Source organism: Kitasatospora sp. NBC_00315, from assembly GCF_041435095.1.
Lineage (GTDB): Bacteria > Actinomycetota > Actinomycetes > Streptomycetales > Streptomycetaceae > Kitasatospora.
Genome location: NZ_CP108025.1, coordinates 5,180,811 through 5,205,505, shown reverse-complemented (window position 1 = coordinate 5,205,505; position 24,695 = coordinate 5,180,811). Strand labels below are relative to the sequence as shown.

Genomic DNA, 24,695 nt, shown 5'->3' with positions numbered 1-24,695 from the left:
ACGGGGGCCACCCCACCGCACGGGCCATCGTATGCGAGGAGTCCAATGCCCCGGGAGGTGCGTCAGCACGCTATTCCCGTGTCACCCGTGAGAGCACTTCGCCCGATAGGCCGTCCTACCGGGTCAAACCGGTCACCCCGAGGACCGCTGTCGGCGCCGCCCCCTACCCTCGCAGGCATGACCGTCACGACTCTCAGCGCCGACGAGGCCCGCCGGATCGCGCTGCGCGCACAGGGCCTGCTCGGGGCGCCGGACCGCCGGAGCGGGGTCCGCGGGGTGCTGAGGCACCTCGGCGCCGTCCAGCTGGACACCATCTCGGTGCTGGCCCGCTCCCACGAACTGATTCCGTACGCCCGGCTCGGCGCGGTCGGCCGCCCGGCCGTCGAGGCGGCGTACTGGGGTGGCGGGACGAGCTTCGAGTACTGGTCGCACGCCGCCTGCGTGCTGCCGGTGGAGGAGTGGCCGCTGTTCGCCTTCCGCCGCCGCCACTACCGCGACCGGGGCAACCTCTGGGGCCACCGGGTGACACCGCGGACGTACCGGCAGGTGCTGGACAAGCTCCGCGCCGAGGGGCCGCTCACCTCCACCGAGCTCGGCGGCGCCAAGCGGACGGCCGAGTGGTGGGACTGGTCCGACACCAAGATCGCGGTGGAGCGGGCGCTCGCCTTCGGCGACGTGGTCTGCACCGAGCGGCGCAGCTGGAAACGGGTCTACGAGCTGGCCGAACGCGCCGTTCCCGCCGAGCTGTTCGGGCGCGACCCGGCCGACCCGCAGTGCCTGCGGACACTGGTCGAGCAGTCCGGCGCCGCACTCGGGGTGGCCACCAGGGCCGACCTGATGGACTACCACCGACTCCGGGCCGAGCAGGTGGATTCGGTGCTCGGCGACTGCGCGCTCGTCCCGGTCGAGGTGGCGGGCTGGGGCCCGTCGGGCGCCCCCGCCGCCGCCTGGGCCGACCCGGCCGCACTGGCCGACGCACCCCGCGGCCGGCACCGGACCACCCTGCTCTCGCCGTTCGACTCGCTGGTCTGGGACCGCGCCCGCACGGCGCGGATCTTCGGCATGACGCACCGGCTGGAGGCGTACACCCCCAAGCACAAGCGGGTGCACGGGTACTTCGCGATGCCGCTGCTGACCGGCGGCCGGCTGGTCGGCCGGGTGGATCCGGCCCGCGAGGGCCGAACCCTGGTGGCCCGTCAGATCTCGCTGGCGGCGCCGAAGCACCTCGGGGCGCTGGCCACGGCGCTGCGCGAGGCGGCCGAGTGGGTCGGCTGCGAGAGCGTCCGGGTGGAGGCGCTGACCGACGAATCGCTCCGGGAGCCCCTGGAGCGGCTGCTGGGCTGACGCGTCAGCCTATTTCGAGGATCTTCTCCCGCATCGCGTAGACCACGGCCTCCATCCGGGAGTGCAGCTGCAGCTTCTCCAGGATGTTGCGGACGTGGTTCTTCACGGTGTTCTCGCTGATGAACAGCTCCTTGGCGATCTCCCGGTTGTTCATACCGGTGGCCACCAGTTTGAGCACCTCCAGCTCCCGGTCGGTGAGCCGGGGGGCGGGCACCAGATCACGGTCGTCGGACCGCCGCTGGATCATCGACTTGAACTCGGTGAGCAGTTTGGACGCCATCGAGGGGCTGATCTGCGACTGGCCGTCGGCGACGGCGCGGATCGCGGTGGCGACCTCGTCGGTGGAGATCTCCTTGAGCAGGTAGCCCGTCGCACCGGCCTTGATCGCCTCGTAGAGGTCGGCTTCCTCGTCGCTTATCGTCAGCATGATGATCTTGGCGCTCGGCACCACGTCCTTGATCGCGGTGCAGGCCTCGATCCCGCTGCGCCGCGGCATCCGGACGTCCATCAGGATGATGTCGGGCAGCAGGTCGGCCGCCTTGAGGACCGCCTCGGCGCCGTCCCCCGCCTCGCCGATGACCTTGATGTCCTCCTCCTCGGCCAGCACGATCTCCAGGCCCCGGCGGAACAACGCGTGGTCGTCCACCACCAGCACCCTGATCGGCTCCCCCCTGCGTGGGGCGTACTCGGACTCAGGAGCCTCTCCCACCCCCGCGGGCACCCCCTGAACCGGCCCGCCGGCGGGCCCCAGCCCGAATCGATCCCCCATCCGCTCCTCCCCCGTAGCCGGTCGTCGTCGCGCCAATCATTCCACGACCGGAGCACTCCACGATCACCCTCCGGCGCGGGACGATCATGCATGGGTCACCGACCCGGCCGGCTCCGCTCGAACGGGTGACCCCGGCGGCGTCCGCCACCGGGGTCACCCCTGCTCACCGCTTCGGACGGAGGCCCCTCCGGAGGTCAGTCCTCGTCGTCCGGGCCGCCGAGCACGCCACCGGCGCCACCGACCGCTCCCTCGACGGCACTGCCGTCGGCCTTCAGGTGGATCACACCGTAGTGGTAGCCGTGCCGGCGGTAGACCACGCTCGGCAGACCGCTGTCCTTCTCCACGAAGAGGTAGAAGTCGTGGCCGACCAGCTCCATCTCGTAGAGGGCCTGGTCCAGTGCCATGGGTACGGCGGGGTGCGTCTTCTCGCGGACGACGAGCGGTCCGTCGCCCTCCACCTCCAGAGATCCCATCTTGGTCTTGCGGACCGCTCCGTTGCTGCCGCCGTCGTCCGCCACGGTGTCGGGCAGGGCCGCGAGCGAGGCGGTCGCCTCGGCGACGCTCAGCGGGGTGCGGCCGTTGCCGCCCTTGACCACGCGCCGCCGGTCGGCGGACTTGCGCAACTGCGCGTCGAGCTTCGCCGAGGCCAGGTCGAGCGCCGCGTAGGGATCCGCGGCGTTGGCCTCGGCCCGGATCACCGGGCCGCGGGTACGGACAGTGATCTCCACCCGCTCGGACCGGTCGGCCTGGCGCGGGTTGTGTTCCTTGGACACCTCGACGTCGAGGCTGATCACCTTGCCGTCGAACTTCTGGACCTTCTCCAGCTTCTCGGCCACGTGCTCGCGGAACCTCTTGGGCACCTCGGTCTTGCGGCCCTTGACGACGATGTCCACGCAGAACTCCGATCCCTCGTGCTGATGCCGATCCGGAGTGACCACCGAATCGGGCTGAGACCCAGCCGGACCAGCCAATCCACTGCCGGCCCTCCGCGTCGCCGCGGGCGGCGGGCGCGACTGGCCCTCACCTCACTTCCTCCCCACCAGGGCAACTTGAAACCCCCTGGAGCCTCATGGAACACCCCGTGGGGGGATTTCGCCTCTCAGCGGGACGGAGCGGTGCGGTCCTGGTGCGGCCGGGCCGGCCATGGTGCCGTTGCAGAGTGTCTACCCTCTCCGGAGTGAAAGCCAGGTAAATACCTGGACAACTCCGCCCGTACGGCCCAGGGTGATCTCACTCTCCGTGCCTGCGAGCCACCTGGAGGAGTCGTGCCCGACCTCCCCTCCGAGCCCCACCCCACCCCGCCGTCCGACCGGGCGCGACCCACCGGCGCGCGCGCCCTCCCGCCACCGGCCCCCGACGGGGAACCGCCCGGCGGCGCACCCGGCGCCCTGTTCGGGGAACTGCTCGGCCTGCTGCTGCCCACCCCCTGCGCCGGCTGCCGGGCCGGCCGCGTCCAGCTCTGCCGGTCCTGCCGGGCGGCCCTGGCGGGCGCACGGCCCGGCCCCACCGCCTTCAGGGGCGTGCACGCCGCCGCGCCCTACGCCGACCCCGTCCGCCGGCTGCTGCTCGCGCACAAGGAGCGCGGGGCGCTGCGGCTGGCGGCCCCGCTGGGCGAGGCACTGGCCGGAGCGGTCCGCTCCGCGCTAGGTCCGCTGCCGCCCGGTACGCCGGTGCTGCTGGTGCCGGTGCCCTCCACCCGGGAGTCGGTCCGGGCCCGCGGCCACGACCCGACCCTGCGCCTGGCCCGGGCCGCCGCGCGGGCGCTGCGCCGCGACGGGCGGCCCGCCCGCGTCGCCGCCGTGCTGCGGCACACCCGGTGGGTCGCCGACCAGTCCGGCCTCTCGGCGGCCGGGCGCCGCCGGAACCTGCAGGGCGCACTGGTTGTCCCACCCGGCCTGACCCACCGGCTGGCGGCCGCCCACCCACCCGGGCCCGCGCCGGACCGGAACAGGGCACGTCGGCGCAGACCGGCCCCGGACGGCAGGGAGGGCCAACGCACGGGGGATCAGGGCACACGAGGTCAGCGCACGGGGGATCAGGGCACCCGAGGTCAGGACACAGGAGGTCAGCGCACGGAAGGTCGGCGGACGCCGGGTCACCGAGGGGACCACCGGAGCGGGGGCCGCCGGGCGGGCCGTCAACCGGCGCCGTGCCGGGTGGTACTGGTGGACGATCTGGTCACCACCGGCGCCAGCCTGGCCGAGGCCGCCCGCGCCCTGGCCCGCGCGGGTGCACCGGCGAGCGCGGCCGCCACCGTGGCCGCCACCGCGCTGCGCCGTCAGCCCGGGTAGCTGAAGGAGTTCACCTCGTACGGCAGGACGAGCTCACGCCACTGGTTGCCCGTCAGGCGGTAGATCTTGTTCTCCTTGGTCTGCACCGCCAGCACCGCCGGTACGGTGCCGCCGTCGCGGCCCTCCGAGGCGGCCACCGAGGCCATGCCCTCACCGCCCTGCAGAGGGGCGTCCGTGCTCTGCGAACCGTCCGTGCTGATGTAGTACAGCTGCTGGAGGCGGTCCTTCTCCTTGCCGAGCACGAGCAGCTGGTCGGTGTCGGCCCAGGAGACGGAGGCGACGTCGGTCAGCAGTGGTGCGATCGTGCGCAGCCCCGAGATCCGCGTCTGCGGCGCCTGCGGCGTGCCGCCGTGCACGACCACGGCCAGCACCAGCGAGCGGGCCCCCGTCGCGTCCTTGAGCACCAGGGCCACCCGGACGCCGTCCGAGGAGACCTTCAGGCTCTGCACGGTCGTCCCGGCCAGGCCGTCGACCGGCACGGTGACCACCGTCCGGTCCCGGACCAGCCGGACCGCGGGTGCCTGCGCGTCGTGGTCGACCACCCAGAGGTCGCCCCGGCCGTCCCAGCTGGGCGAGGCGAGGCCGTCCTCCGGTTTGGCGGGGTGGCCGGTGGTGGAGAGCACGGGCTGGCCCAGGGTGTCACCGTCGGTGGTGCCGGCCAGGTAGAGCAAGCGGCCGTCCGCGCTGACGGCGGCGGCCCGCTGGCCGTCCCGGCGTACCGCGACGGTGCCGAGCTCGGTACGCCCGCCGGCCGGGGCCCGCCCGAGCTCCCCCGCCACCGGGGTGCCCTCGCCCTGGTCGGCGGCGGCCATCAGCTGCCCGGTCGCGGCCACCTGGTAGTACTGGCGGGTGGCGGCGGAGCCGCCGGCCAGACTGCCGGGCGCGACCTGGTCGGAGAGCGTCTTGTTGGTCCAGCAGGTGCCCTGCGGACCCTTCAGCTCCAGCCGGTCGATCTGGCCCTTCCCCTGGTCGGAGAGGGTGTAGAAGAACTGCGCGGCCATCCGCTGGCAGAACTGCGGGCCACCGGCGTAGCCCGGCCCGCCGATCTCCACGTGCGCCGCCCTGCTGTCGTCGACCGTCACCTTCTGCACGGTGACCCCGCCGAGCGCGGTGCTGACCACCGGGGACAGCCAGTCCGAGGGACCGTTGACCAGGGCCTTCGCCGCCGCGGTCAGCGGGTCTATTCGGCGCCGCAGGAAGATCGGGTCGGCCACCAGGACCTCGTGCGCGCTGGGGGCCGAGGTGTCGCCGCCGGTGTAGAAGAACCGGGAGACCTGCCGGTAGCTGTTGCGGAAGTTCGTCTGGTTGACGACCAGCCCGTCCGGCAGCTGATCGATCCGCCACTCGCCCTTCTCCTTGACGAAGGTGAAGTCGAGTTTCGTCTCACCGTCGGCGAAGCGGTACGAGTGGTTGGCGTCGATCCGGGCGACCTGGGTACCCGATGCGGTGAGGTCCGCCGTGGTCCCGCCGTCGTCGGCCAGCTGGCCGCCGCCGACGGCCGGGTCGCCGGCCAGCACGGTGATGCCCGCCTCCGGGTTCCAGCGGGCGTGCGCGCCCTCGGTCAGGTACTTCTTCGCGGTGTCGTAACCGTCCTCGTCCGCGATCGAGGCGTCCAGGAAGCCGGCCAGCAGACCCCGCGGGTCCTCGCCCTTGTTGGGGGCCACCGGGAAGACCCGGACCTGCAGGTTCTTGTCCGCCGCGCCCTGCGAGAACTCCACCTTGCTGACCGGCCCGGAGTCGGGCATGGCCGCGCAGCCGCCGAGCAGCAGTGAGGCCAGGACGGCCCCGGCCGCTGCGCTCCGACGCGGCTCAGCGGCCCCGCTGGTGGTCCTTCGCACGCTGCGTCCCCTCCGTGTCCGTCCCGCCGGTGCCGTGTCCGTCGACCCCGGCCCGGGCGGCGTCCTCGCTCTCGGCGCTCCGCTGCGTCACCGACGGCAGCAGGGCCGTCCGGTCGACGACGATCTGGGCCCCGGTGGCACCGTACCCCGCGCCCGTCGTACGGACGTCCGAGGGGTCCGAGCGCGGTGCGACGGGCCGCCGGCTGCCCAGCCCGGGGCCGATGCTCAGCACGCCGCCGAGACCGCTCCCGAAGCCGTTCTGGCCGCTCTCCGGCGTCTCGGGGACGATCGTCGACTCGTCGGCGGCGGTCAGCGCGGTGGCTCCCGCCGGCCGGCCCCGCCGGTAGGGCGTGATGGAGGAGCCGAGGCCCCGGTTGTTGCGGGAGTCCTCCGGCTCCAGCCGGAACGGCGCCCGGTGGATCTCGCCGCCCCGGGTCCGCGGCATGGTGAGGCGGAAGTGCGAACCGCCGCCGGGCTCGCCCCAGGCCTGCAGCCAGCCGCCGTGCAGATGGGCGTCCTCGACCGCGATGGACAGGCCCAGCCCGGTGCCGCCGGTGGTCCGGACCCGCGAGGGGTCGGCCCGCCAGAACCGGTGGAAGACCCGGGAGGCCTCGCCGGGCTTGAGCCCGATGCCGTAGTCGCGGACGCCGATCGCGACCGCGCCCTCGGCGGAGCCCAGCCGGATCACCACGTCCCGGCCCTCACCGTGCTCCAGCGCGTTGACGACCAGGTTGCGCAGGATGCGCTCGATCCGCCGGGAGTCGACCTCGGCGACCACCGGCTCACCGTCGCCGCGCAGGATCACGGCACTGCCCTTGGCCTGCGCCAGCGGGTCGGCGGCCTCGACCACCCGGGTCACGATGTCCCGCAGGTCGACGGGCTCGGCGTCGAGGATCGCGGCGCCCGCGTCGAAGCGGCTGATCTCCAGCAGATCGGCGAGCAGCGACTCGAAGCGGTCCAGCTGCCCCTGGAGCAGCTCGGCCGAGCGGGCCGCCATCGGGTCCAGGTCCTCGCGGCTGTCGTAGATCAGGTCGGCCGCCATCCGGACGGTGGTCAGCGGGGTGCGCAGCTCGTGCGACACGTCCGAGACGAAGCGCCGCTGCACCCGGGAGAGCTCCTCCAGCTGGCGGATCTGCGCCTGCAGACCGTTCGCCATCCGGTTGAAGGAGTCGCCGAGCCGGGCGATGTCGTCGGTGCCGGTGACCTTCATCCGTTCTTCCAGGTGCCCGGCGGCGAGCCGCTCGGAGATGCCGGCCGCCATCCGGACCGGGGTCACCACCTGGCGCACCACCAGCCAGGCGATGCCGACCAGCAGGACCACCACGAACAGTCCGGCGGTGGCCAGGGTGCCGGTGACCAGGTCGAGGGTGTTGCTCTCCTGCTCGAAGGAGAAGACGTAGTACAGCTGGTACTCGGTGCCACCGGGGCCGGTGAACTGCTTGCCGATCGCCAGGCCCGGTTCGTGGCTGGACTTGGCGTTGCCGTCCGTCGAGCGGTTGATCACGGTCGGCTGCTCGAAGGAGACCCCGGGGTCGGAGGAGACCTCGTCGCGCAGCGACTGCGGGATGCTGCTCGGCAGGATGTCGCCCGAGTAGCGCGGCCCGAGCAGGTCGGAGCTCTTGGCGGACTCCTCCTGACCGGTCGAGGGCACCATCGCGATCACCGAGTACAGGCCCTGGCCACTGCTGGCCAGGTCGGAGACCTGCTTGAGCAGCCAGGTGCCGATCTCGTCGGTGGTGGGATCCCCGATGTTGCCGGCCTTGAACTTCAGGTCGGCCGCGTCGTAGATCTTCTTCTGCTCGCTCTGGAAACCGCCGCCGGCCTGACTGCGGGCCGACAGCTTCTTGGTGTCCAGCAGCCCGGCCCTGACCTGCGCCACCACCACCACGCCCAGCACCAGGACCACGGTCACGGAGAGCAGCAGCGTCGCCGCGACCACCCGCAACTGGATCGAACGCCGGTAGAGCGCGGACACCCGCAGCCACGGCCGGCGCAGCTGACGCGTCACCGGAGCGAGGAGCGCCGCCGGACCACGCCTGGGCGGACCGCCCCGGGTCGTCGAGCTCAGTACGTCCCCCTGCACGGCGGCCTCCCCGTCGGGGCTCTCGCCCGACGGGGAGTTGTCAGCCTGGTACGTCACGTCAGCTGGGTCCCGCCTTGTAGCCGACACCCCGGACGGTCACCACGATCTCGGGGCGCTCCGGGTCCTTCTCGATCTTCGAGCGGAGCCGCTGGACATGGACGTTCACCAGCCGGGTGTCGGCCGCGTGCCGGTAGCCCCAGACCTGCTCCAGCAGCACCTCGCGGGTGAACACCTGCCAGGGCTTGCGGGCCAGCGCGACCAGCAGGTCGAACTCCAGCGGGGTCAGCGGGATGCCCCGGCCGTCCCGCTTGACCGAGTGACCCGCCACGTCGATCACCAGATCGCCGATGGTGAGCTGCTCGGGCGTGGGCTCCTCGGCCCGGCGCAGGCGGGCGCGCACCCGCGCCACCAGCTCCTTGGGCTTGAACGGCTTGACGACGTAGTCGTCGGCACCGGACTCCAGGCCCACCACGATGTCGACCGTGTCGGTCTTCGCGGTGAGCATCACGATCGGGACCCCGGACTCGGCCCTGATCTGCCGGGCGACGTCGATGCCGTCGCGGCCGGGCAGCATCAGGTCCAACAGCACGAGATCAGGCTTGGTCTCCCGGAACGCGGCTAGCGCCTTGTCCCCATCTGCGACGAAAAACGGCTCAAAACCCTCACCACGCAACACAATGCCGAGCATCTCGGCCAGTGCGGAGTCGTCATCAACGACGAGGACGCGTCCCTTCATGCTTCCATCTTCTCATTACCCGTTTGTGACCTGCCGCACAGCCGTGTCATTCCTCGCGCAACCCTTCAGCAAAATCAGCCCAAAACGGGCGAATGGCGCCGGCCCGTCCGTCCCGGAAAGGCCGTTGTCGATCAGCAACCGGATACCCCTGGGGCGTCCGCACCCACCATGGCACGATGGGCGGCACAGGTCGCCGATCCGGCCTGTGACCATGACGCCCCCTCCCAGGAGCAGTGATGACCGACACCCCGGGCTGGGCCCCGCCCAGCTCGTCCGAGCCACCCCGCGAGGACGCCCGGCCGCCGGCCGACGCACCCGCCACCGTGCCCGGGCAGTCGTCACCGCATGACACCACACCGTCCGCACCACCCGCCTGGGGCGGCGGCTACGGCGGACCGCAGCCGGGCGGCCCACAGTACGGCGGACCGCACCACGGCGGCCAGCAGCAGTGGGGCGCGGGGCCCGGCGCCCCGTACGGCGGCCCCCAGCCGTGGGGCCCCCAGCCCTGGGGCGCCGCCCCGCTGAGCCCCAAGCCCGGGATCATCCCGCTGCGCCCGCTCGGCGTCGGCGAGATCCTCGACGGCGCGGTCTCCACGGTCCGCCGGCACTGGCGTACCGCTCTCGGCATCTCGCTCGGCCTGGCCGTGGTGCAGCAGGTGGTCAGCACGGCCGTCCAGTGGTGGTCCTACGACCACCCCAGCGACGTGGTGACGGCGGTGGCCGCCGTCGCCGAGCTGCCGGTCGGCGTCCTGGTGGGCGTCCTCGCCACCGCCCTGCTCACCATGCTGGTCAGCCGGGCGATCCTGGGCCGGTCCGTCACCCTCGGCGAGGTGTGGAAGGACGCGCGCCCCCGGCTGTTGCAGCTGCTCGGCCTGACGCTGCTGAACGCACTGATCGTGCTGGGCATCATCCTGCTCGGGGCCGCGCCGGTGATCGGCTACCTGCTCGCCGCCGATCCCGACCCCGGAATCGCCCTGCTGCTCGGCGTGGTCGCCTTCCTCGGATTCGTGGTGGCCGGCTGGGTCTGGATCCAGCTGAGCCTGTCGGCCCCCGCGCTGATGCTGGAGAAGCAGGGCATCCGCACCTCGCTCTCCCGCTCCCGCCGGCTGGTCCGCGGCTCCTGGTGGCGGATCTTCGGCATCACCCTGCTCAGCACCGTCATGGTCGGCTTCTTCTCCGGGATCATCGCCATGCCGTTCTCCATCGCCGCCGTGGCGGTGGCCGGTGACAGCATCGACCAATCGGGCCAGAGCACCGGCATCCCCGGGTTCGGCGCCGTGTTCCCGCCGGCGGCGCTGCTGGTGATGGCCCTCGGCGGCCTGATCGCCGGCACCATCACCATCCCGGTAACCGCCGCCGTCAACGTGCTGCTCTACGTCGACCAGCGGATCCGGCGCGAGGCACTGGACATCGAACTGGCCCGCGCGGCCGGACTGCCCGAGTACGGCGGCGGCTGGGCCGGCGCCGACCCCGCGGATCCGACCGCACCGAGGCTCTGACCGGGATGCCGACCTGGGGGGAAGGGGCGCTGCTGGCCGGCGGCGCCCCCGTCACCGTTCCGCGCGACCCGGCCCGCGACGCAGCCCGGCGCGAGCTGCTCGACCCCGTCTATCACCGGCACGACCCGAGCCTGATCCAGCGGGTCACCGGCTGGTTCTGGGAGCAGCTGGACAAGGCGCTCGCCGGCGTCGGCTCCGCCACCGGCGGCACCACCGCGCTGGTGCTCTTCGTGATCGTCGCCCTGGTGGTCGCCGCCGCCGTCTGGTGGCGTCTGGGCGCCCCCCGGCGCACCGCCCGCAGCACCGGCACGCTCTTCGACGACGGCGGTCCGCGCACCGCCGACCAGCACCGCGCCGAGGCCCGCCGGTACGCGGACGCCGGGCAGTGGACGGAGGCGGTGCGCGAGCAGATGCGGGCCGTCGTGCGCGCCCTGGAGGAGCGCACCCTGCTCGACCCACGCCCCGGGCGCACCGCCGACGAGGCCGCCGCCGAAGCCGGCCGGAGCCTGCCGGAGCACGCCGCCGCGCTCGCCGGGGCCGCCCGCGCCTTCGACGCCATCGCCTACGGCGACGCCCCCGCCGACCGGGCCGCGTACCAGCTGCTCAGCACCCTGGACCAGGCGCTGGAGCGCACCCGCCCGACCCTCGCCCCGGCCCCGGAGGGCGCGGTATGACCAGCACCGGCATCCCGGTACCGGCCCAGGCCACCGGCCCAGGCCCCGTACCGGCCCAGGCCACCGGACCCGTACCGGCCCGGGCCACCGGCCCCGCGCCCGACGGGCCCGGGGCCCCGGAGGAGGCCACCCGCACCAGCCTGGCGCCGACCGGACGCGGGCTCTGGCTGCGCTCCCGCTGGTACCTGCTCGGGGTGGGCGTCCTGCTGGTGGCCGGACTGCTGCTGGCGGGCCTGCGCGGCGACAGCAGCTACCCGGCGCTGGACCCGCGCTCCGGCGACCCGAGCGGCACCCGCGCCGTCGCCCGCCTGCTGGAGCGGCAGGGCCTCACCGTCGACACCACGACGGACGCGGCGCAGCACCCGGCCGGCCCCGACACCCTCGTGGTGCCCGACCCCGACCGCCTCTCCCCGCAGCAGCTGCGCGACCTCGCCGACGCACACCACGCCCGCCTGGTGCTGATCTCCCCCGGCGACGACACGCTCGCCGTCCTGGCACCGGCCGTCCGCCAGTCCGTCCGCGGCGACATGCCGGACTACGCGGCACCGACCGGCACGCCCGCCCTCTGCTCCCTCCCGGACGCCGTCCGGGCCGGCACCGCCTACCTCGGCGAGCTGCTCTACCAGCCCGGCCGGGACGGCCAGGGCTGCTACCCCCGGCACAGCGGCTACGCGTTGGTCCGGGAGCCCGCCGCCGACGGCGGGGACGTCATCGTGCTCGGCAGCGGCGGATTCCTGACCAACGACAAGATCGACGAGGACGGCAACGCCTCCCTCGCCCTCGGCCTGCTCGGCTCCCGGCCGCACCTCACCTGGTTCCTGCCCGACCTCTCGGTCGACGCCCCGGTGAACCGGCAGAAGGAGCTCACCGACTTCATCCCGGACGGCTGGTACTGGGCCGGCCTGCAGCTGGCCGTCGCGGCACTGCTCGCCGCCGCCTGGCGCGGGCGCCGGCTGGGCCCGGTCGTCAGCGAGGACCTCCCCGTGGTGGTCCGGGCCGCCGAGACCACCGAGGGCCGGGCCAGGCTCTACCGGCGGGCGAAGGCCCGCGGGCGGGCCGCCGACGCCCTGCGCCGCGCCACCCTGCACCGCCTGGCCCCCGTGCTCGGGGTCCCGCTCGTCCAGGGCGTCCCCGATCCCACCGCGCTGTGCGCGGCCGTCACGGACCGTCTGGCGGGCGGGCGCGCGCCCGGCGCCGTCCAGGTCCTGCTGTACGGACCGCCCCCCACCGACGACGCCGCGCTGCTGCGGCTCGCCGACGACCTCGACGCCCTCGAAAGGCAGGTACGACAGCCGTGACCGAGCAGGCCACCGCCACGCCCACCATCGCCGCCGGCACGGCCGGCGACGACCCCCGCCAGGCACTCACCGCGCTGCGCGCCGAGATAGCCAAGGCCGTGGTCGGCAACGACGCCGCCGTCACCGGTCTCGTCGTCGCGCTGCTCTGCGGCGGGCACGTCCTGCTGGAGGGTGTCCCCGGCGTCGCCAAGACCCTCCTGGTCAGGGCCCTCTCGACGGCGCTCAGCCTGGAGACCAAGCGCATCCAGTTCACCCCGGACCTGATGCCCGGCGACGTCACCGGCTCCCTCGTCTACGACGCCCGCAGCTCGGAGTTCTCCTTCCAGCCCGGCCCGGTCTTCACCAACCTGCTGCTCGCCGACGAGATCAACCGGACGCCGCCCAAGACCCAGGCCGCGCTGCTGGAGGCGATGGAGGAGCACCAGGTCACCGTCGACGGCGAGCCCCGCCGGCTGCCGGCGCCGTTCATGGTCGCCGCGACCCAGAACCCGGTCGAGTACGAGGGGACCTACCCGCTCCCCGAGGCCCAGCTCGACCGCTTCCTGCTGAAGCTGGTCCTCCCGCTGCCCTCCCGGGACCAGGAGTTCCAGGTGCTGGCCAGGCACGCGGCCGGTTTCGACCCGCGTGATCTCGCCGCCGCCGGCGTGCGCCCGGTGGCCGGCCCCGCCGACCTGCTGGCCGCCCGGGCCCAGATCGCCGAACTCACCGTCTCGCCCGAGGTGCTCGCGTACATCGTCGACCTCTGCCGGGCCACCCGGCAGTCCCCCTCGCTGTCGATCGGGGTCTCCCCGCGCGGTGCCACCGCCCTGCTGGGCGCCTCCCGCGCCTGGGCCTGGCTGGCCGGCCGCGACTTCGTCACCCCGGACGACGTCAAGGCGCTCGCCCTGCCGACGCTGCGGCACCGCGTCCAGCTGCGGGCCGAGGCGGAGATGGAGGGTGTCACCGCCGACTCGGTGATCCAGGCCGTGCTCGCCCAGACACCGGCGCCGCGCTGACCGCTCGGCACCGACCACTCGGCACTGACCGCGGTGCCGACCCGACGGTGCCGACCGGCCGCCGCCGTCGGGTCGGCCAGGGTCCCGCGTCGACGCCATCGCACCATCCGCAGGCCTCAGACGACAGTCGCTAGGAGCATCCGCATGGCCCTCACCGGGCGAACCGCCCTGCTCGCCGCACTCGGCGCGCTCGTCGTGGGCCTCCTCGCGCCGTCCTTCGGCGGCGTCGCCGCGGTCACCGGCGTGCTGTTCCTCGCCGTGCTGGCCGACCTCGTGCTGGCCGCGCCCGTACGCTCGCTGCGGATCGTCCGCAGTGGCGACACGACGGTACGCCTCGGTGAACCCGCGACGGTCGAACTGGCCGTCACCAACGCGGCCGGGCGCCCGCTGCGGGCCCGGATCCGGGACGCCTGGCCACCGTCCGCCTGGCGCCCCGGACTCGCCGTCAGCGCCTCCCGGCACAGCGTCCTCGTCCCGGCCGGCGAGCGCCGCCGGCTCAGCACCGTGCTCACTCCCACCCGGCGCGGCGACCACCACGCGCACAAGGTGACGGTCCGCTCGCTCGGCCCGCTCGGTCTGGCCGCCCGGCAGGGCTCCCATCTGGTGCCGTGGACGGTACGCGCGCTGCCGCCGTTCACCAGCCGCAAGCACCTGCCGTCCAGGCTCGCCCGGCTGCGCGAACTGGACGGCCGCACCTCGGTCCTGACCCGTGGCCAGGGCACCGAGTTCGACTCACTGCGCGAGTACCTGCCGGGTGACGACGTCCGCTCGATCGACTGGCGGGCCAGTGCGCGCCGGCAGACCGTCGCCGTCCGTACCTGGCGTCCCGAGCGCGACCGGCACATCCTGGTCGTCCTCGACACCGGACGCACCTCGGCCGGCCGGGTCGGCGACGCCCCTCGGCTGGACGCGGCGCTGGACGCGGCTCTCCTTCTGACCGCCCTGGCGACCAGGGCCGGTGACCGGGTCGATCTGCTCGCCCACGACGTCCGCAAGCGGGCCTCGGTGGCGGGCCGTTCGCCGTCCGAGATCCTGCCCGCCTTCACCAACGCGATGGCCGTACTGGAACCCGCGCTCTTCGAGACCGACATGCGCTCACTGGTCTCCACCGCCCTGCGGATGGCCCCGCACCGGTCTCTCGTCGTCATCCTGACCGGTCTGGACGCCGGCCCCGTGGAGGACGGTCTGCTGCCCCTCGTGCCGCAGCTCACCAAGCGGCACGAGGTGGTGCTCGCCTCGGTCTCCGATCCCCATCTGGACGAGCTGGCCGCCGCCCGGGGCACCCTGGACGCCGTCTACGGCGCGGCTTCGGCGGAGCAGACCCGCGCCGAGCGCCGCCACACCGCCGAGCACCTGACCCGCCACGGAGTCACCGTCCTGGACGCCCCGCCGGCCGCCCTGGCCCCGGCCCTGGCCGACGCCTACCTGGCACTGAAGGCGGCCGGCCGCCTTTAGGCGACACACCCGGACCACCCGGCACCGCGGTGGTCCGTCGGCGCGGGGGCCGGGCCACGGTGTCGGTCCACGGTGTCGGACCGCGGCGGTCGGGCCACGGCGATCCGACCACGGCGGGCTCGGCCGTCCCCGCTCAGTAGCGCGGCTTCACCCAGACGTACGGGGCGGCTCCGGCCTCCTCGCCGGCCTCCTTCTGGTCGTCACCGACGGCCTTCCCGTCCTGGGCCAGCCACTCGGTCACCCCGCCCGCCAGCGCCACCGCCGAGGACCTGTCCCCGTGGAAGCCCTCGCGCGCCGCCTGGTAGGCGAACCAGCGCTCGACATGGGCGAGCCAGGCCGACTCGTCCGGCGCGAAGTGCATGGTGAACCGCGGGTGGACCCGCAGCCAGTTGATCACCGTCGGCGACTTGTGCGTGAAGTAGTTGTCGCAGATCAGATGGACCTCGCCGCCCTCGGGCAGCTCGTTGTCCAGCCGGGTCAGGTACTGGCGGAAGGCCACACCGCGCCGACGGCGGTGCAGCGTCCCGGACACCGTGTCGGAGGTGCTGTCCAGGCCGTTGAGCAGGGTGGAGACGGCGGCCGGCAGCGGCTCGTCCTTCAACGTCTCCAACGCGGTCCGGAGCTTGGGCCGCAGCAGGGTCTCCGCGTCCACGTGCAGCGCGAGCACGCGCTCCGGCGGAGCGAGGTAGAGGCCGGCGACCTCGTGCGAGGTCTCCATCGCGAAGGGGTCGGTCGACAAGCTGAAGGGCTCGGTACGCGGCTGGGGTTCGGGGTGGGCCTTGGGGCCAGGTCGTGCCATACCGCGATCGTATCCCGCACAAACGCAGAGAACCCCCACCCGAAATCGGGTGGGGGTTCTCTGTGAATGATTGTTCGGCGGCGTCCTACTCTCCCACAGGGTCCCCCCTGCAGTACCATCGGCGCTGTGAGGCTTAGCTTCCGGGTTCGGAATGTAACCGGGCGTTTCCCTCACGCTATGACCACCGAAACACTATGAAACTGTCACCGCACCGCTCTCCCCGTGGCCCGGGAAAAACGGGGTCGTTGTTTCAGAACAACACAGTGGACGCGAGCAACTGAGGACAAGCCCTCGGCCTATTAGTACCGGTCAGCTCCACCCCTTACAGGGCTTCCACATCCGGCCTATCAACCCAGTCGTCTACTGGGAGCCTTACCCTCTCAAGGAGGTGGGAATACTCATCTCGAAGCAGGCTTCCCGCTTAGATGCTTTCAGCGGTTATCCCTCCCGAACGTAGCCAACCAGCCATGCCCTTGGCAGGACAACTGGCACACCAGAGGTTCGTCCGTCCCGGTCCTCTCGTACTAGGGACAGCCCTTCTCAATATTCCTACGCGCACAGCGGATAGGGACCGAACTGTCTCACGACGTTCTAAACCCAGCTCGCGTACCGCTTTAATGGGCGAACAGCCCAACCCTTGGGACCTACTCCAGCCCCAGGATGCGACGAGCCGACATCGAGGTGCCAAACCATCCCGTCGATATGGACTCTTGGGGAAGATCAGCCTGTTATCCCCGGGGTACCTTTTATCCGTTGAGCGACGGCGCTTCCACAAGCCACCGCCGGATCACTAGTCCCTGCTTTCGCACCTGCTCGACCCGTCGGTCTCACAGTCAAGCTCCCTTGTGCACTTACACTCAACACCTGATTGCCAACCAGGCTGAGGGAACCTTTGGGCGCCTCCGTTACTCTTTAGGAGGCAACCGCCCCAGTTAAACTACCCACCAGACACTGTCCCTGATCCGGATCACGGACCCAGGTTAGACATCCAGCACGACCAGAGTGGTATTTCAACGTCGACTCCACAACCACTGGCGTGGCCGCTTCAAAGTCTCCCACCTATCCTACACAAGCCGAACCGAACACCAATATCAAGCTATAGTAAAGGTCCCGGGGTCTTTCCGTCCTGCTGCGCGAAACGAGCATCTTTACTCGTAATGCAATTTCACCGGGCCTATGGTTGAGACAGTCGAGAAGTCGTTACGCCATTCGTGCAGGTCGGAACTTACCCGACAAGGAATTTCGCTACCTTAGGATGGTTATAGTTACCACCGCCGTTTACTGGCGCTTAAGTTCTCAGCTTCGCCGAGACGAATCTCGACTAACCGGTCCCCTTAACGTTCCAGCACCGGGCAGGCGTCAGTCCGTATACATCGCCTTACGGCTTCGCACGGACCTGTGTTTTTAGTAAACAGTCGCTTCTCGCTGGTCTCTGCGGCCGGCCCCAGCTCAGAGTGCAAGACTCATCACCAGTTCCGGCCCCCTTCTCCCGAAGTTACGGGGGCATTTTGCCGAGTTCCTTAACCATAGTTCACCCGAACGCCTCGGTATTCTCTACCTGACCACCTGAGTCGGTTTGGGGTACGGGCCGCCATGAAACTCGCTAGAGGCTTTTCTCGACAGCATAGGATCATCCACTTCACCACAATCGGCTCGGCATCAGGTCTCAGCCTCAATGAGTGACGGATTTGCCTATCACTCGGCCTACACCCTTACCCCGGGACAACCACCGCCCGGGCTGGACTACCTTCCTGCGTCACCCCATCGCTCACCTACTACCCTGTTGGGTCAGCGGCTCCACCACGTCCCTTTGTCCGAAGACTCCGGGCCGGCTTCACGGCTTTAGCATTCAGAGGTTCGACGTTGGCGCTTCAAAGCGGGTACGGGAATATCAACCCGTTGTCCATCGACTACGCCTGTCGGCCTCGCCTTAGGTCCCGACTTACCCTGGGCAGATCAGCTTGACCCAGGAACCCTTGGTCAATCGGCGCAAGAGTTTCTCACTCTTGTATCGCTACTCATGCCTGCATTCTCACTCGTGTCCCGTCCACAACTGGATTCCTCCGCTGCTTCACCCGGAACACGACGCTCCCCTACCCATCACAGCCCCCGTTGGGGGTATTGCTGCAATGACACGACTTCGGTGGTGTGCTTGAGCCCCGCTACATTGTCGGCGCGGAATCACTTGACCAGTGAGCTATTACGCACTCTTTCAAGGGTGGCTGCTTCTAAGCCAACCTCCTGGTTGTCTCTGCGACTCCACATCCTTTCCCACTTAGCACACGCTTAGGGACCTTAGTCGGTGTTCTGGGCTGTTTCCCTCTCGACCATGGAGCTTATCCCCCACAGTCTCACTGCCACGCTCTCACTTACCGGCATTCGGAGTTTGGCTAAGGTCAGTAACCCGTTGAGGCCCATCGCCTATCCAGTGCTCTACCTCCGGCAAGAAACACGTGACGCTGCACCTAAATGCATTTCGGGGAGAACCAGCTATCACGGAGTTTGATTGGCCTTTCACCCCTAACCACAGGTCATCCCCCAGGTTTTCAACCCTGGTGGGTTCGGTCCTCCACGAAGTCTTACCTCCGCTTCAACCTGCCCATGGCTAGATCACTCCGCTTCGGGTCTTGGGCATGCAACTCAAACGCCCTATTCGGACTCGCTTTCGCTACGGCTACCCCACACGGGTTAACCTCGCTACACACCGCAAACTCGCAGGCTCATTCTTCAAAAGGCACGCAGTCACGAGACACACAGCAAGCTGCACGTCCGACGCTCCCACGGCTTGTAGGCACACGGTTTCAGGTACTATTTCACTCCGCTCCCGCGGTACTTTTCACCATTCCCTCACGGTACTATCCGCTATCGGTCACCAGGGAATATTTAGGCTTAGCGGGTGGTCCCGCCAGATTCACACGGAATTTCTCGGGCTCCGTGCTACTTGGGAGAAGCTCAAGTGAGCCGCTGATGTTTCGTCTACGGGGGTCTTACCCTCTACGCCGGACCTTTCGCATGTCCTTCGACTACACCAACGGTTTCTGACTCACCCAGCCGCCGGCAGACGACTGAAGAACTTTCCCACGACCCCTACTACGCAACCCCTGCCGGGTATCACACGTAACAGGTTTAGCCTCATCCGGTTTCGCTCGCCACTACTCCCGGAATCACGGTTGTTTTCTCTTCCTGCGGGTACTGAGATGTTTCACTTCCCCGCGTTCCCTCCACATACCCTATGTGTTCAGGTATGGGTGACAGCCCATGACGACTGCCGGGTTTCCCCATTCGGAAACCCCCGGATCAAAGCCTGGTTGACGGCTCCCCGGGGACTATCGTGGCCTCCCACGTCCTTCATCGGTTCCTGGTGCCAAGGCATCCACCGTGCGCCCTTAAAAACTTGGCCACAGATGCTCGCGTCCACTGTGCAGTTCTCAAACAACGACCAGTCACCCACCATCAACGCGTCACGACGCATCTCAAGTAGGACCGGCACTGAAGCAACGACCATCACGGCCGTTCCTTCAGGACCCAACAACGTGCCCGCCACGACCCAACCCCACCGGATGCTTTCCACGCGCCGAAGCGCAGTACTCGCGGTCGATGAGACCGAACCGTGCCGAATAGTCAACGTTCCACCCATGAGCAACCGTGTGAGACATTCGCTCACATCCGGCTATGTGCTCCTTAGAAAGGAGGTGATCCAGCCGCACCTTCCGGTACGGCTACCTTGTTACGACTTCGTCCCAATCGCTGGTCCCACCTTCGACGGCTCCTCCCCTTACGGGTTAGGCCACCGGCTTCGGGTGTTACCGACTTTCGTGACGTGACGGGCGGTGTGTACAAGGCCCGGGAACGTATTCACCGCAGCATGCTGATCTGCGATTACTAGCAACTCCAACTTCATGGGGTCGAGTTGCAGACCCCAATCCGAACTGAGGCCGGCTTTTTGGGATTCGCTCCGCCTCGCGGCATCGCAGCCCTTTGTACCGACCATTGTAGCACGTGTGCAGCCCAAGACATAAGGGGCATGATGATTTGACGTCGTCCCCACCTTCCTCCGAGTTGACCCCGGCAGTCTCCTGTGAGTCCCCATCACCCCGAAAGGCATGCTGGCAACACAGAACAAGGGTTGCGCTCGTTGCGGGACTTAACCCAACATCTCACGACACGAGCTGACGACAACCATGCACCACCTGTATACCGACCACAAGGGGGCGACCATCTCTGGCCGTTTCCGGTATATGTCAAGCCTTGGTAAGGTTCTTCGCGTTGCGTCGAATTAAGCCACATGCTCCGCTGCTTGTGCGGGCCCCCGTCAATTCCTTTGAGTTTTAGCCTTGCGGCCGTACTCCCCAGGCGGGGAACTTAATGCGTTAGCTGCGGCACCGACGACGTGGAATGTCGCCAACACCTAGTTCCCAACGTTTACGGCGTGGACTACCAGGGTATCTAATCCTGTTCGCTCCCCACGCTTTCGCTCCTCAGCGTCAGTAATGGCCCAGAGATCCGCCTTCGCCACCGGTGTTCCTCCTGATATCTGCGCATTTCACCGCTACACCAGGAATTCCGATCTCCCCTACCACACTCTAGCCTGCCCGTATCGAATGCAGACCCGGGGTTAAGCCCCGGGCTTTCACATCCGACGCGACAGGCCGCCTACGAGCTCTTTACGCCCAATAATTCCGGACAACGCTCGCACCCTACGTATTACCGCGGCTGCTGGCACGTAGTTAGCCGGTGCTTCTTCTGCAGGTACCGTCACTTGCGCTTCTTCCCTGCTGAAAGAGGTTTACAACCCGAAGGCCGTCATCCCTCACGCGGCGTCGCTGCATCAGGCTTTCGCCCATTGTGCAATATTCCCCACTGCTGCCTCCCGTAGGAGTCTGGGCCGTGTCTCAGTCCCAGTGTGGCCGGTCGCCCTCTCAGGCCGGCTACCCGTCGTCGCCTTGGTAGGCCATTACCCCACCAACAAGCTGATAGGCCGCGGGCTCATCCTGCACCGCCGGAGCTTTACACCCACCCCCATGCGGAGGAAGGTCATATCCGGTATTAGACCCCGTTTCCAGGGCTTGTCCCAGAGTGCAGGGCAGATTGCCCACGTGTTACTCACCCGTTCGCCACTGATCCACCCCGAAGGGCTTCACCGTTCGACTTGCATGTGTTAAGCACGCCGCCAGCGTTCGTCCTGAGCCAGGATCAAACTCTCCGTGAATGTCTGCCCGTAATCGAGCGGCCACCCGCGTTGAGCGGCGCGGCGACCCCCGGAATAGGGAAGCCCCGCGCACTGCGTCCTCGCTAGTGTTTTGTTACCAAAGGAATCTCCAACCCGGATCGAACGACCCGGGCCGGGGATGTCAACATATCTGGCGTTGACTTTTGGCACGCTGTTGAGTTCTCAAGGAACGGACACTTCCTTCGAGCCGCTCTCACGGTCTCTCCGGGCGCTTCGTTCTTTCGTGTTCTCAGCTTATCAGATCCGCGCGGTCCGTTTTACCGGCCGTTTGATTCTCTGAATTCCCGCTGAGGGGATTTCCTGCGACTTCGCTCCGAAGCCTATCAAAGGTTTCGATGTGCTCAGTTCCAGGGTTTCAACCTCATCGAGCAGGCATCCGTAAATGCTTTCTGCCTCGAATTCGGCGGTGTCGGAGACACTAGCGCCCGCGCCCGACCGTTGTCCAGTCCGACGCAACCGTTTGAGTCTACTAGCCCTCTTGGACCACGTCAATGGTCCGTGCGGGATGTCAGAAGACTAGCAGGTCAGAGGCATGGTCAGCACATCACCGTCAGCCCGCGACGGGCTGGAGGTCCGCTCGGTCCGCCGCGTCCACGTCGCCGAACTCGCCGCCGGCGGCCGCCCTGCGGCCCAGCACCAGGGCGTAGAGCAGGAATAGCACCTCGGCGAGCGCGCCTATGGAGATTCGCGCCCAGGTGGGCAGGCCGGAGGGAGTCACGAAGGCTTCGAGGATGCCGCTGACGAACAGCACCACGGCCAGCCCGATGACCGCCCCGATCATGGCGCGGCCCTCCTCCGCCAGAGCGGTCTGCCGGTCGCGCGCGCCGGGATCGACGATCGTCCAGCCCAGACGCAGCCCGAGACCTCCGGCGACGAACACCGCCGTCAGTTCCAGCAGGCCGTGCGGGGCGAGCAGGCCGAGAAAGAGGCCCAGCCGCCCGGCCGAGGCCATCAGACCGATCCCGATGCCGAGATTGAGGACGTTGCCGACCAGCACGTAGAGGACCGGGATGCCGAAGGCGATGCCGAACAGCAGGCACTGCGCGGCGATCCAGGCGTTGTTGGTCCACACCTGGGCCGCGAAGGAACTCGCGGGGCGGTCGGAGTAGTACGCCTCGTAGGCACCGCCCGGCCTGGTCATCTCATGGAGTTCGGCGGGCGCGGCGAGGCTGTCACGGATCTCCGGGTGGTTCGCCACCCACCAGGCGACCAGGGCCGCGCCGAGGAGCGAGACCACGGCGACCGGGATCCACCAGCGGCGCGAGCGGTACAGCGTGGCGGGGAAGCTGACCGCGAAGTAGCGGCCGACGTCGTGCCAGCCGGTACTGCGACTGCCGGTCACCGCGTCACGGCCGCGGGCGACCAGGGTGGTCAGCCGCCCTTCGAGGGTGGGATCGGGGGCGGCGGCCTGCACCTTGGCCAGGTGTCCGGTGACCCGTTGGTAGAGGGTCACCAGCTCGTCGGCCTGCTCGCCGGTGAGCCGCCGCGTCCTGATCAGGGCGTCCAGTCGGGCCCACTCCCCCTGGTGAGTGGTGACGAAGACGTCCAGGTCCATGCGGCACGCTCCATGATCGGGAGAAGCGGAAGGTCGGGATGCGGAAGGCCGGGAGGTGGGGCTGTGGAGAGAGACGGGCGGGGCTAGCTTGCCAGAGCCCGGACGGGCCGCCGCAGGCGGCGCCGGACCGCCCTTCCCGGGCGGGTGCGGCTGCCCGTATGTTGGCGGCTGCAGACCACGGGACGCGGGGGCGGTCTGCGCGGTGCCGGCCGACGGCCACCTCTCCCCGGTCGGCGACGCAGTGGAACGGACGGGTGTTGTGAGCGACCTGGTGACGGGTGAGGCGGTCGTCCTCGGCCTACGGGCGGCGAAGGTCCCCAGTCGAGCGCTGGCGGTCCTGCTCGACCTGCTGGTCGAGTCCGCGGCCTTCCTGGTGGCGATCTTCGTCCTGGCGCTGACCGCCTCCGAGATCGACGACGCCGCCGTGGCCGCCACCGTGCTCGCGATGATGGTGTTCTTCCTGGTGGCGGTGCCGGTGATGGTGGAGACGCTGTCCGGTGGCCGGTCACTCGGCAAACTCGCGCTCGGCCTGCGGGTCGTGCGCAGGGACGGCGGCCCGGTGCGGTTCCGGCACTCGCTGGTCCGCGGCCTGGTGGGCTTCTTCGAGATCATCTCGTTCAGCGGGATCCCCGCACTGATCTGCTCCCTGATCTCCCCCGAGGGGCGCCGGCTGGGCGACATCTTCGCGGGCACCCTGGTGGTGCGCGAGCGGGTCCCCGGTTCGGGACGCGGCGGGGTCTCCCTGCCGCCGCTGCCGCCGCAGCTGATGCACGCGCTCGGCGGCGAGTTGGTGGCGCTGGACCTCTCGGCCGTCCCGGAGGGGCTCTGGCTGGCGATCCGGCAGCTGCTCGGGCGGCTCGGGCAGCTGGACCCGCAGGTGGCGCAGACCATGGCCGTGAGCCTGGCCGGGGATCTGGCCGCGCGCACCGGCCACCCGGCACCGCCCGGGGTGCACCCGGCCGCCTACCTCGGTGCCGTACTGGCCGAGCGGCAGCGCCGCGAGTGGGCCCGGGCGAATGCCTTCGCGGCCCGGCAGCCCGCGGCCTGGGCAGCGGGGGCCGCGCCCTGGCCGGCCGGCCCGCAGCCGGTGGCCGCGCCGCCCCAGCAGCCGTACCCGTACCTGCCCCAGCAGCCCGCGTACCCGTACCCGCCCCGGCCGGCGGTGCCCGCCCCGGTACGGGTCGACGCGGTCCGGGCGGCGGAGAGCGGCCCGCAGGGTGCCTCCGAAGGCGCGTCCACGGCCGCGCCGCCCGCCTGGGGTCCCGGCGCGCCGGTGCCCGCCCCCGCACAGGCGCCCGCGGTCGCGCCGGCTTCCCTCGCGAAGCCCGCGGCCGCCCCCGACGCCGGTTTCGCCCCGCCCGCCTGACGGCGGCCGACGACAGCGTCGTCCAGGCGTCACGGCATCAGGCGTCACGGCACCCGGCGCCGGGCATCAGACGGTGAAGTCCGGCCACACGTTGGGGGGCGACGCCAGCTCCTCCAGCTCGACACCGGGCGCGGCCAGCACCACGTCCCCCGCCAGGTGGATCACCTGTTGATCCCCGGTCTCCAGGTCCGCCACCTGGTAACGCTCCACCAGCAGCGGGCCGGTGTCGGTCTCGTGCGTGTCGGTGCCCTCCAGCAGCCAGCCCTGGTCGAAGGTGCGGGGCGCCAGCACCGGCTCCGTGAACGCGACCAGCCGCACCCGCGTGCCGGCCCCCGGCTCCAGCCGGAGCATCCGCGCGGTGGCGACCAGAAAGCCGGGCGAGCGTCCGGCGAAACCGTGCGCCCGGTCGTGGCCCTCGGCGGCGCTCCCGCCCGCCGGGTCGGCCGCGCCGGTCCGCACCCAGGCCACTCCGTCGACCGCGCCGCCTCGCACCTGCCAGCCGCCGGCCCGCAGTTCCATCCGCAGCGGGCGGGCGCGCGAGTCGAGGGTGAGGTCGACGGTGCCGAGCGTGCCGCCGTCCGGGCCGTACGTCTTGGAGACGTATCGCCAGCCGGCCGGGCCGGGGGCGCAGCTGAAGCGCTCCTCGCCGAGCAGGGCGTGATCGTGGGTGTCGAAGAGCGCATAGCGGCCGTTGGGCATGGACCGAAGCCTATGCCGCCGCCCCGGTCCGCCCCGCTCGGCGGGCGTCGCCGGCATTCCGCCC

The 24,695-nt window shown here is 70.1% G+C and carries 16 protein-coding genes and 3 rRNA genes; 8 read left to right on the top strand and 11 right to left on the bottom strand.

From position 1 onward, the window contains the following. The first annotated feature begins 177 nt into the window (after nt 1-177). Nucleotides 178-1,344, top strand: a complete 1,167-nt coding sequence (locus OG823_RS21625) for a winged helix-turn-helix domain-containing protein (RefSeq protein WP_371481219.1) — start codon at nt 178-180, stop codon at nt 1,342-1,344. 4 nt (nt 1,345-1,348) lie between these two features. Here OG823_RS21625 and OG823_RS21620 read toward each other — a convergent pair whose 3' ends face one another. Both OG823_RS21620 and hpf read right to left on the bottom strand, forming a co-directional pair. Beyond that, nucleotides 1,349-2,113 carry a response regulator gene (locus OG823_RS21620; RefSeq protein WP_371481217.1) on the bottom strand — a complete coding sequence of 255 codons (765 nt, stop codon included), beginning with the start codon at nt 2,111-2,113 and terminating at the stop codon, nt 1,349-1,351. Between the two features lie 194 nt (nt 2,114-2,307). Continuing rightward, nucleotides 2,308-3,006 (bottom strand): ribosome hibernation-promoting factor, HPF/YfiA family, encoded by a 699-nt coding sequence (hpf, locus tag OG823_RS21615; protein ID WP_371481216.1) that lies wholly within the window; start codon nt 3,004-3,006, stop codon nt 2,308-2,310. A gap of 372 nt (nt 3,007-3,378) precedes the next feature. Between hpf and OG823_RS21610 the strand changes: the two genes are divergently transcribed. After that, a complete protein-coding gene (locus tag OG823_RS21610; RefSeq protein WP_371481215.1) occupies nt 3,379-4,404 on the top strand; it encodes a ComF family protein in 1,026 nt (341 codons plus the stop codon). Here OG823_RS21610 and OG823_RS21605 read toward each other — a convergent pair. The 3 genes from OG823_RS21605 to mtrA are packed head-to-tail and all read right to left on the bottom strand — an operon-like array spanning nt 4,392 to nt 9,061. Further along, nucleotides 4,392-6,242 (bottom strand): LpqB family beta-propeller domain-containing protein, encoded by a 1,851-nt coding sequence (locus tag OG823_RS21605; RefSeq protein ID WP_371481214.1) that lies wholly within the window; start codon nt 6,240-6,242, stop codon nt 4,392-4,394. The two genes, OG823_RS21610 and OG823_RS21605, sit on opposite strands and share 13 nt — an antisense overlap. Next, nucleotides 6,214-8,382: an MtrAB system histidine kinase MtrB gene (gene mtrB / locus OG823_RS21600; protein WP_371481213.1), complete on the bottom strand. Its 2,169-nt coding sequence runs from the start codon at nt 8,380-8,382 to the stop codon at nt 6,214-6,216. The genes OG823_RS21605 and mtrB overlap by 29 nt, the downstream gene beginning before the upstream one ends. 1 nt (nt 8,383) lies before the next feature. Continuing rightward, the gene (mtrA, locus tag OG823_RS21595) at nt 8,384-9,061 is read right to left on the bottom strand and encodes an MtrAB system response regulator MtrA (protein ID WP_073922994.1); all 678 of its coding nucleotides are present in this window, start codon (nt 9,059-9,061) and stop codon (nt 8,384-8,386) included. Between the two features lie 236 nt (nt 9,062-9,297). Between mtrA and OG823_RS21590 the strand changes: the two genes are divergently transcribed. The 5 genes from OG823_RS21590 (at nt 9,298) to OG823_RS21570 (ending at nt 14,982) form a co-directional block, all read left to right on the top strand. Next, nucleotides 9,298-10,560 carry a hypothetical protein gene (locus OG823_RS21590; protein WP_371481212.1) on the top strand — a complete coding sequence of 421 codons (1,263 nt, stop codon included), beginning with the start codon at nt 9,298-9,300 and terminating at the stop codon, nt 10,558-10,560. Between the two features lie 5 nt (nt 10,561-10,565). Next, nucleotides 10,566-11,234, top strand: coding sequence for a DUF4129 domain-containing protein (locus OG823_RS21585; protein ID WP_371481211.1), 669 nt, complete (start codon nt 10,566-10,568; stop codon nt 11,232-11,234). After that, on the top strand, nt 11,231-12,532 hold the full coding sequence (locus OG823_RS21580) for a DUF4350 domain-containing protein (protein WP_371481210.1): 1,302 nt from the start codon (nt 11,231-11,233) through the stop codon (nt 12,530-12,532). The genes OG823_RS21585 and OG823_RS21580 overlap by 4 nt, the downstream gene beginning before the upstream one ends. 26 nt (nt 12,533-12,558) lie before the next feature. Then, nucleotides 12,559-13,527, top strand: coding sequence for an AAA family ATPase (locus OG823_RS21575; RefSeq protein ID WP_371484593.1), 969 nt, complete (start codon nt 12,559-12,561; stop codon nt 13,525-13,527). A gap of 144 nt (nt 13,528-13,671) precedes the next feature. After that, nucleotides 13,672-14,982, top strand: coding sequence for a DUF58 domain-containing protein (locus OG823_RS21570; protein WP_371481209.1), 1,311 nt, complete (start codon nt 13,672-13,674; stop codon nt 14,980-14,982). Nucleotides 14,983-15,115: 133 nt separating this feature from the next. On the opposite strand, the gene OG823_RS21565 is transcribed toward OG823_RS21570, so the two are convergent. The 5 genes from OG823_RS21565 to OG823_RS21545 form a co-directional block, all read right to left on the bottom strand. Next, the gene (locus tag OG823_RS21565; protein ID WP_371481208.1) at nt 15,116-15,781 is read right to left on the bottom strand and encodes a transposase; all 666 of its coding nucleotides are present in this window, start codon (nt 15,779-15,781) and stop codon (nt 15,116-15,118) included. Between the two features lie 72 nt (nt 15,782-15,853). Further along, nucleotides 15,854-15,970 (bottom strand): 5S ribosomal RNA (gene rrf / locus OG823_RS21560). Nucleotides 15,971-16,060: 90 nt separating this feature from the next. Continuing rightward, nucleotides 16,061-19,181: ribosomal RNA gene (locus tag OG823_RS21555) — 23S ribosomal RNA — on the bottom strand. A 285-nt stretch (nt 19,182-19,466) separates the two neighbouring features. Then, nucleotides 19,467-20,990: ribosomal RNA gene (locus OG823_RS21550) — 16S ribosomal RNA — on the bottom strand. The 16S, 23S and 5S rRNA genes sit together here, the layout of an rRNA operon. 571 nt (nt 20,991-21,561) lie before the next feature. Beyond that, entirely contained in the window at nt 21,562-22,566 is a 1,005-nt protein-coding gene (locus tag OG823_RS21545; RefSeq protein ID WP_371481207.1) for a stage II sporulation protein M, read from the bottom strand. Nucleotides 22,567-22,825: 259 nt separating this feature from the next. On the opposite strand from OG823_RS21545, the gene OG823_RS21540 reads away from it, so the two are divergent. After that, nucleotides 22,826-23,932 carry an RDD family protein gene (locus OG823_RS21540; protein WP_371481206.1) on the top strand — a complete coding sequence of 369 codons (1,107 nt, stop codon included), beginning with the start codon at nt 22,826-22,828 and terminating at the stop codon, nt 23,930-23,932. A 66-nt stretch (nt 23,933-23,998) separates the two neighbouring features. Here OG823_RS21540 and OG823_RS21535 read toward each other — a convergent pair whose 3' ends face one another. Further along, nucleotides 23,999-24,631, bottom strand: a complete 633-nt coding sequence (locus OG823_RS21535; protein ID WP_371481205.1) for a hypothetical protein — start codon at nt 24,629-24,631, stop codon at nt 23,999-24,001. Between the last annotated feature and the right edge of the window lie 64 nt (nt 24,632-24,695).